The sequence below is a fragment of the Bradyrhizobium hereditatis genome, assembly GCF_020329435.1.
Taxonomy (GTDB): domain Bacteria; phylum Pseudomonadota; class Alphaproteobacteria; order Rhizobiales; family Xanthobacteraceae; genus Bradyrhizobium; species Bradyrhizobium hereditatis.
In genome coordinates, this window is the sequence record NZ_JAGKJK010000022.1 from 94,958 (window position 1) to 101,542 (window position 6,585).

Annotated in this window: 6 protein-coding genes; 3 read left to right on the forward strand and 3 right to left on the reverse strand. The window is 60.7% G+C overall.

Going from position 1 to position 6,585, the window contains the following annotated elements:
• Nucleotides 1-6 precede the first annotated feature (6 nt).
• Complete coding sequence (locus J6524_RS33380; RefSeq protein ID WP_225678145.1) at nt 7-1,701, reverse strand: GMC family oxidoreductase; 1,695 nt, start codon at nt 1,699-1,701, stop codon at nt 7-9.
• A gap of 118 nt (nt 1,702-1,819) precedes the next feature.
• Here J6524_RS33380 and J6524_RS33385 point away from each other — a divergent pair, with 118 nt between their 5' ends.
• The gene (locus J6524_RS33385) at nt 1,820-3,013 is read left to right on the forward strand and encodes an adenylate/guanylate cyclase domain-containing protein (RefSeq protein ID WP_225678146.1); all 1,194 of its coding nucleotides are present in this window, start codon (nt 1,820-1,822) and stop codon (nt 3,011-3,013) included.
• Between the two features lie 282 nt (nt 3,014-3,295).
• On the opposite strand, the gene J6524_RS37765 is transcribed toward J6524_RS33385, so the two are convergent.
• Both J6524_RS37765 and J6524_RS33395 read right to left on the reverse strand, forming a co-directional pair.
• On the reverse strand, nt 3,296-4,564 hold the full coding sequence (locus J6524_RS37765) for a tetratricopeptide repeat protein (protein ID WP_225678147.1): 1,269 nt from the start codon (nt 4,562-4,564) through the stop codon (nt 3,296-3,298).
• Nucleotides 4,489-5,073 (reverse strand): adenylate/guanylate cyclase domain-containing protein, encoded by a 585-nt coding sequence (locus J6524_RS33395; protein ID WP_225678148.1) that lies wholly within the window; start codon nt 5,071-5,073, stop codon nt 4,489-4,491. Before J6524_RS33395 ends, J6524_RS37765 begins: the two co-directional genes overlap by 76 nt.
• A gap of 378 nt (nt 5,074-5,451) precedes the next feature.
• Between J6524_RS33395 and J6524_RS33400 the strand changes: the two genes are divergently transcribed.
• On the forward strand, nt 5,452-6,186 hold the full coding sequence (locus J6524_RS33400; protein WP_249789743.1) for a class I SAM-dependent methyltransferase: 735 nt from the start codon (nt 5,452-5,454) through the stop codon (nt 6,184-6,186).
• Between the two features lie 177 nt (nt 6,187-6,363).
• Nucleotides 6,364-6,585: transposase (locus J6524_RS33405; RefSeq protein WP_512699565.1), on the forward strand; the 222-nt coding region annotated here is incomplete at its 3' end.

Sequence of the window (6,585 nt, forward strand, 5' to 3'; positions counted from 1 at the left end):
CTTCCTTCACTGCATGGCATCCGCGATCTTTTCCGCCGCCATCAGGGTCGGGAAGTTGGTGTTGGCGCACGGCACCACCGGGAAGATCGAAGCGTCGACCACCCGCAGACCCTGCACGCCTTTGACCCGGCCTTGGGTGTCGACGACCGCCATCGGATCGTCCGGCCGGCCCATCCGGCATGAGCAGGAAGCATGCCAGACGCCGATCGCCGCCTTGCGCACGAAGGCTTCGAGCGCGTCGTCGTCGCTCATGACCTGATCGAACGTGAAGCCTTCGACGATGAAATTGTCGATCATGAAGTGACGCAGCGCCGCCGGCCCATCCATCAGCGTGGCGGCAATGGCGGTGAGGATCCTGTTCTTGGTGTTGACGACGCCGATCTTGCGCACGCGATCGGAATAAGAGGCCGGGAACGGCTTGTCAGTGACAGCCTTGAGCGGGGCGCTCATCTGCAGCGCCGCCATCTTGCGGAAGCCGCTCATCAGGCGGTCGAGATCGCGCCTGTCGGACAACAGGTTGAACTCGACAATCGGCTCTGTCCGCGGGTCGCGCGAAGCGAGTCTTACCTGCCCGGTTTCCGAGTAGGTCTTGTTGACGAAGGTGAGCAGCGAGGCGATCTGCTCGCCGACCGAATGCCAGGCCGACTTGGTGAGAACGGCGACGAACATGTCGCCGGCCGGTGTGCCTGGGAGCCCCGAGGAGTAGCGCAGTCCCATCTGGATGTGGCGTCTGGTGTGCTCGTTCATGCGTGCGCCACGACGAACGAAGGATGACAACGCGATCGATGGATGATCCATCAGACGCTGGCCCACGCCCGCGAGGCCCATCACGACCGGAATGCCCATTTCCTTCAGATGCCCGACCGGCCCAATGCCGGCGCGCAAGAGATGTGCGGGCGAGTGTATGGCACCACAGGAGAGGATGACCTCGCGCCCGCGGAACTCCTGTTCGCGGCCATCCACCAGCGCCTTTACGCCGACACATTGCGTGCCCTCGAACAGCAGCTCCTTGACCTCTGTGTCGGTCGATATCGTCAGGTTGGCGCGCTTGCGTGTCTCGCGGTCGAGATAGCCCATGGCGGCCGAGACACGTTGCTCGTCCTGATTGGAATGTGTCACCGGAAAATAGCCGTCGACGAACTCACCGTTCTGGTCGGGCAGGAACGCATAGCCGGCGAGCTTGCAGGCTTCGCCCATCGCTTGCGAATGGCGTGTCCAGTGCTGGTGCGGAATGCGGCGGACAGGGATACGGCCGTCCTTGCCATGGAACGGCCCGTCGAAATCGAGGTCACGCTCGACTTTCTTGAAATAGGGGAGCACCTCGTTCCAGTTCCAGCCCGCAGCTCCTCGGGCCTCCCACTCCTCGTAATCGGTCGGCGCGCCGCGGTTCGCCATCTGTCCGTTGATAGAAGAGCCGCCGCCCAACACGCGCGCCTGCTCATATTTTCGCAACGGCGGGCGGCTCTCGTCCGGGTTGTTGTGGCTGATGACCTGGGTCGTGACCTTGAGCTCGGTCCAATGGAAGCGCGGATCAAAATAAGCCAGTCCCGAGTAGCTGTCGCGGATCTCGGGCGGCTCGTTGCCCGGCGGCGTATCCTGGCCTGCTTCGCAGAGCAGGACTTTGTTAGCGCTTCTGGCGGAGAGCCTGTGGGCCATGACCGAGCCTGCTGATCCGCCGCCGACGATGATGAAGTCGTACACTTTGACGTTTCCCCTTATTTTTGCTGCGTAAAGCTAGCGCAGCTCCGTCGTTGGGTCACGTCGGCTGTCGTGGCAGCGCGCTTGACGTTTCACGAAGTTGCACGGCAAATATCACGTCATGAATGTCTCGGAACTGCAGAAGCTGAACGACTGGCTGGTCGACGGCGGCAGGCCGGCGACCAGCCCGAGCCGATTTATGGCCGAGTGCTGCGAGCGAATGGTCGCGGCCGGCCTGCCGCTGTGGCGCGTCGGCGTCTTCGTCCGCACGCTGCATCCCGAAATCTACGGGCGCAGTTTCATCTGGAAGCCGGGTGTCGAGGTCGAAGTCGGCAAGGTCCATCACGATATCCTGGAGTCGCCGGATTTTCACCGCAGCCCGCTGATCATCGTGTTCCAGCAGGGGGTGGAAGTTCGAGCCCGGGCCGATGATCCCCAAAGCGGGCGCTTTCCGATCATCGACGAACTTCGCGCCGAAGGCGTCACCGATTATGTCGCGCTGCCGCTGCCTTTTCTCGGCGGTACGGTGAACGCAACCAGTTGCACCACCAAACAGCCGGGTGGCTTCACGGACGAGCAGTTGGCGGCACTGCGCAGCCTCGCAAAGCCGCTCGCGCGCGTGGTCGAGATCTTTAGTTTGAACCGCATGGCGGCGAGCCTGCTCGACACCTATGTCGGCAACAGCGCCGGCGAGCGGATCATGGGTGGACAGATCAGGCGCGGCCACACCGAGACGATGAATGCCGCGATCTGGCTCTCCGATCTGCGCGGATTCACGGCTCTATCGGACCGGCTGCCGGCCGAGACCGTCGTCGACATTCTGAACCAGTATTTCGATTGCCAGGTCACGGCGATCAATAAGCATGGCGGCGACGTGCTGAAGTATATGGGCGACGGGCTGCTTGCGGTGTTTCCGATCGACGAATATGTCGGCGACGAGCAAGTAGTTTGCTCGCATGTGCTGGAGGCTGCCCACGAATCCCGCGCCAGCGTTGCCAGCCTGAACTATCCGGTCGGCGATACCGTCGAACGTTTTCGTTTCGGCCTCGCCCTGCATGTCGGACGAATTCTCTACGGCAATATCGGCGGCGGCAACCGGCTCGACTTCACCTGCATCGGGCCGGCGGTGAATCTCGCGGCCAGGCTGGAAAAGATCGCAAGTCAGACCAACCGAACGATTGTCGCGTCTGAAGGCTTTGCCGGCATCTGCCGGGGAAGGTGGAGCGATCTCGGCGAGTTTCCGGTCGCCGGTTTTTCCAAGACTGCGCGCGTCTATGGCCTGGCGGACGAGACGTCGGAGGCTCAGAGAGCCTGATTAGGTTCAGTCGATCGCCTGGAGTCCACCTCTCTCCGGCGCGGAGAGGACGGATTGCGCCTGGCGATGCGAAGCAGTGCAAGCCGGGCGAGGGGTGCGGCGCTCACTGAGACCGTAACCCGGTTCTGTGCGTCAAGTTCTAGGCCGTGTACTCATTTAGCGGCTGGGCGCCTGATGTCCGCTCAACCTTCGACAGCAGCGGAAAAACGGACATCTCCCGAGGTCGCAAGAGGGCCAGAAGCGGCCATTCCGGTTATCCCGTCTTCGGCAGCGTACCCGGGTTCATTCGGGCAATCCCGCCCTCCGAAGGCCCTCAATCAGCAGCTTCGAGTTCGATTGCCCACCCCGAGCGATGTACCCAGATATTGTAAAGGTGGGATCGGTCTCAAGCAGACGCGCCGCCGCCTTACGCGCCTCAGCGTCGCGTCCGAGATGGGCGAAGGCGGACGCGAGACAGCGGTAAGCTGTCGAAAAGAAGGGGTTCTGACTTAGGGCTTTCTTCCCTGCGGCGATGGCCTCGTCAAACCGACCAAGCTCGATGAAGGCATACCCCATCCCGGTAATCGACCGGTGCAGCAGCGGGTCTACCGGGCTCATGCGAATGGCGCGTTCGAAGCTCCGGATCGCTTCCTCCGGCAGCCCCGCAATCTTATAGACCCAGCCTCTGCAGTACCATGCGGCATATGAATTGGGGTTGAGCGCGACCGCCCGGTCTGCCATCTCGATCTCACTTTCACAATCACCGACCATGAACGCCGAGATGACGCTAGCCCTTGCTAATGTGTCCGGGTCACCATCGTCGACGCTTAATGCCAGGCGAAGAAGCCGAACTGCTTCCTTGCGCTCGAATTGAGGATCGATAGCGTAGCCCCAAATGACGCTTAGCATGTGACAGAGACCTGCCAGAGCCGCGACTGGGCCGAACCGAGGGTCTAGCTCCAAAGCGCGATGCGCCAGCCGTAGCGCCTCGGCCACCCCTTCGCGGCTCGCTACGTAATACTGCTGCATGGCTCGGAGATAACAATCATAGGCGGTGAGGTTCTCCGGTCGCCGCCGTGCCGCCATCGCAATTTCTGTTTGACGCAATCTTGGCTCAATGGCCGAGACAACGGCGATGGTTACTTCGTCCTGAAGAGCAAAAACGTCGGTTAGGTCACGCTCGAACCTGTCCGCCCAAATGTGCGCGTCCGTCACCGCATCAATCAACTGCCCTGTGATGCGAACTTTCCCAGACGCCTTGCGCACAGACCCCTCAAGGACGTAGCGCACGCCGAGCCTGCGTCCGACCTCCTTGATATCGACGGCTTTGCCTTTGAAGGTGAAACTCGAATTGCGAGCGATCACAAACAACCATTTGAACCGCGAAAGCGCGGTGATGATCTCCTCAACCATTCCGTCCGCAAAATAGTCCTGATCGGGATCGCCGGACATGTTCTCGAACGGCAGCACGGCGATCGACGGCTTGTCGGGGAGCGTCAGAGCTTGCGTGCTCCGACAGACGGCTCTATCGGCACTGCCGCAGAACCGCCCGCATTTATCCTCAACCGCCACGCGCGCATCGGCTCAGCAATGTTTTTTAGGTTCTGCGAGCCCATGTCCTCAAAGGCAACATCGACCTTGCCGCGGATTTGACGTTGCGCGTCGTCCGAGATGCAGACCCCGCCGGGCTCCGCGATCCCTTCAAGGCGGGCGGCGATGTTAACGCCGTCGCCAAAGATATCGTTTTCATCGACGATGATGTCACCGATGTGGATGCCAATGCGAAATTCGATCCGCTTGACCTGTGGCACCGTGGCATTTTGCTCAGCCATGCCGCGCTGGACCTCAATGGCGCAGCGCACCGCATCTACGACACTGCCGAACTCAGCCAGCACGCCATCGCCCGTGTGCTTGACGACCTTGCCACGATGTTCGCTGATCTTGGGATCAGCTAGTCCACGCAGACGCTCCCTCAGCCGGACGTGTGTCCCTTCCTCGTCCAAGCCGGTCAGGCGACTATATCCCGCCACATCAGCCGCAAGGATAGCTGCAAGCCGCCGTTCAACGCGATTGTCGGTCAAAACGGCCTCCCGAGATCGGTCGATCCGTCGGACATATCAAAGCATAGGCGTTGCCCTTGGGCTAGGGGCCAATGTCCGCTTCGGGTCAAAAGCGGAGATGGAGGCGAACGCGGACCGACGTCCGGTTCACCTGCGACAGCCGACGCGACGACCACTAAGTGCCACGAACGGACTTGTAAGAGTCCTCGAGGTTGACAATCCATGGGATTGGTAGGGGCTGGGCAAGCGGGGTGGGTGCCGCTCCACTTGTCCTGTTAGACCGGACTGTTATCGTGGCACGAGATCCGGCAAAAGGGGGAGCTCGTGGCCCTGTCCTCGACGTTCGTTTCCTCAAGCGGCGATGGGTATGAGCGACAAATGGGAAGGTGGAGCCGGCGCTTGGCGGCGCTCTTCCTAGATTTTTCCGGATGTTGCGACGGCGAATCTATTTTGGACGCCGGTTGCGGAACCGGCGCTCTGACGTCGGTCATCTTGAAGCGCACGAAGACTTCCCAAGTTACCGGGATCGATTTTTCAGGCGCCTATATTGATCACGCAAGGCGGGCAGCGTTGGAGAGCCGCGCCCAATTCGAAGTTGGCGATATTTGCGCACTGCCGTACGGCAATGCGTCCTTCGACCGTGTGCTGTCATTGCTGGTCCTGCACTTTGTCCCGGACACTTCCAAGGCTGTTGCCGAGTTGCGTCGCGTCGCTCGTCCTGGTGCGACCGTCGGTGCGGCCGTTTGGGATGCTCGCGGTGGCTTTGTGGCCGCTCGCATCTTCATGGATTCGGCTGCGGCCCTTTATCCGAGCGGCAATCAGATGCGAGCGCTCAGCAATACGAGGCCAATGACACGGCCCGGCGAATTGGCGGAAGCATGGCGAGCGGGCGGCCTCCTAGACGTGCGTGACACGATGCTTACGATTAGAATGGATTTCGCATCGTTTGACGATTATTGGAAACCCTATGAGGGCAAAGATGGTCCTGGTGCCCAGTACATGGCAAGTCTCGACACCCGGCAAAAGGACCGTCTACGCGATGTAGTTCGCGCGGCCTATCTTGATGGCGAACGTGATGGACCTCGATCATACGCGGCGACTGCGTGGGCAGTAAAAGGAATCGTACCCGCATAACGTCCGCTTCGGGTCAAAAGCGCCGTTCGGAAGATCGTTCGGCTGCTTCGGTTTTGCCCCGAAAAGCCGACGATCAAAGAGCCAGATCGGACTTCGCTTTCGGGCCCAGGCTGTGTGAAAACGCTCTGTTTGCTGTGATTCGCGCGATAAGATTCCCTGCGATTTGCGGGGCATCCGATGAAACGCTTTGTTGAAGGGTTAGATCGCGGGCAGAGCACCCTGTTTCCGGCGTCGCTCGATGACTATGTGACCAAGGATAATCCGGTGCGAGCGGTCGACGTGTTCGTCGACAGTCTTGATCTCGACAAGCTGGGGTTCATCGGTGTTCAGCCACTCGACACTGGCCGCCCCAGCTATCACCCCCGCACTATGCTCAAGCTCTACATCTACGGCTATCTT

Excerpts from the sequence above, each read along its gene's own strand:
- J6524_RS33385 (WP_225678146.1), top strand. The coding sequence starts at position 1,820 with ATGAATGTCTCGGAACTGCAGAAGCTGAACGACTGGCTGGTCGACGGC.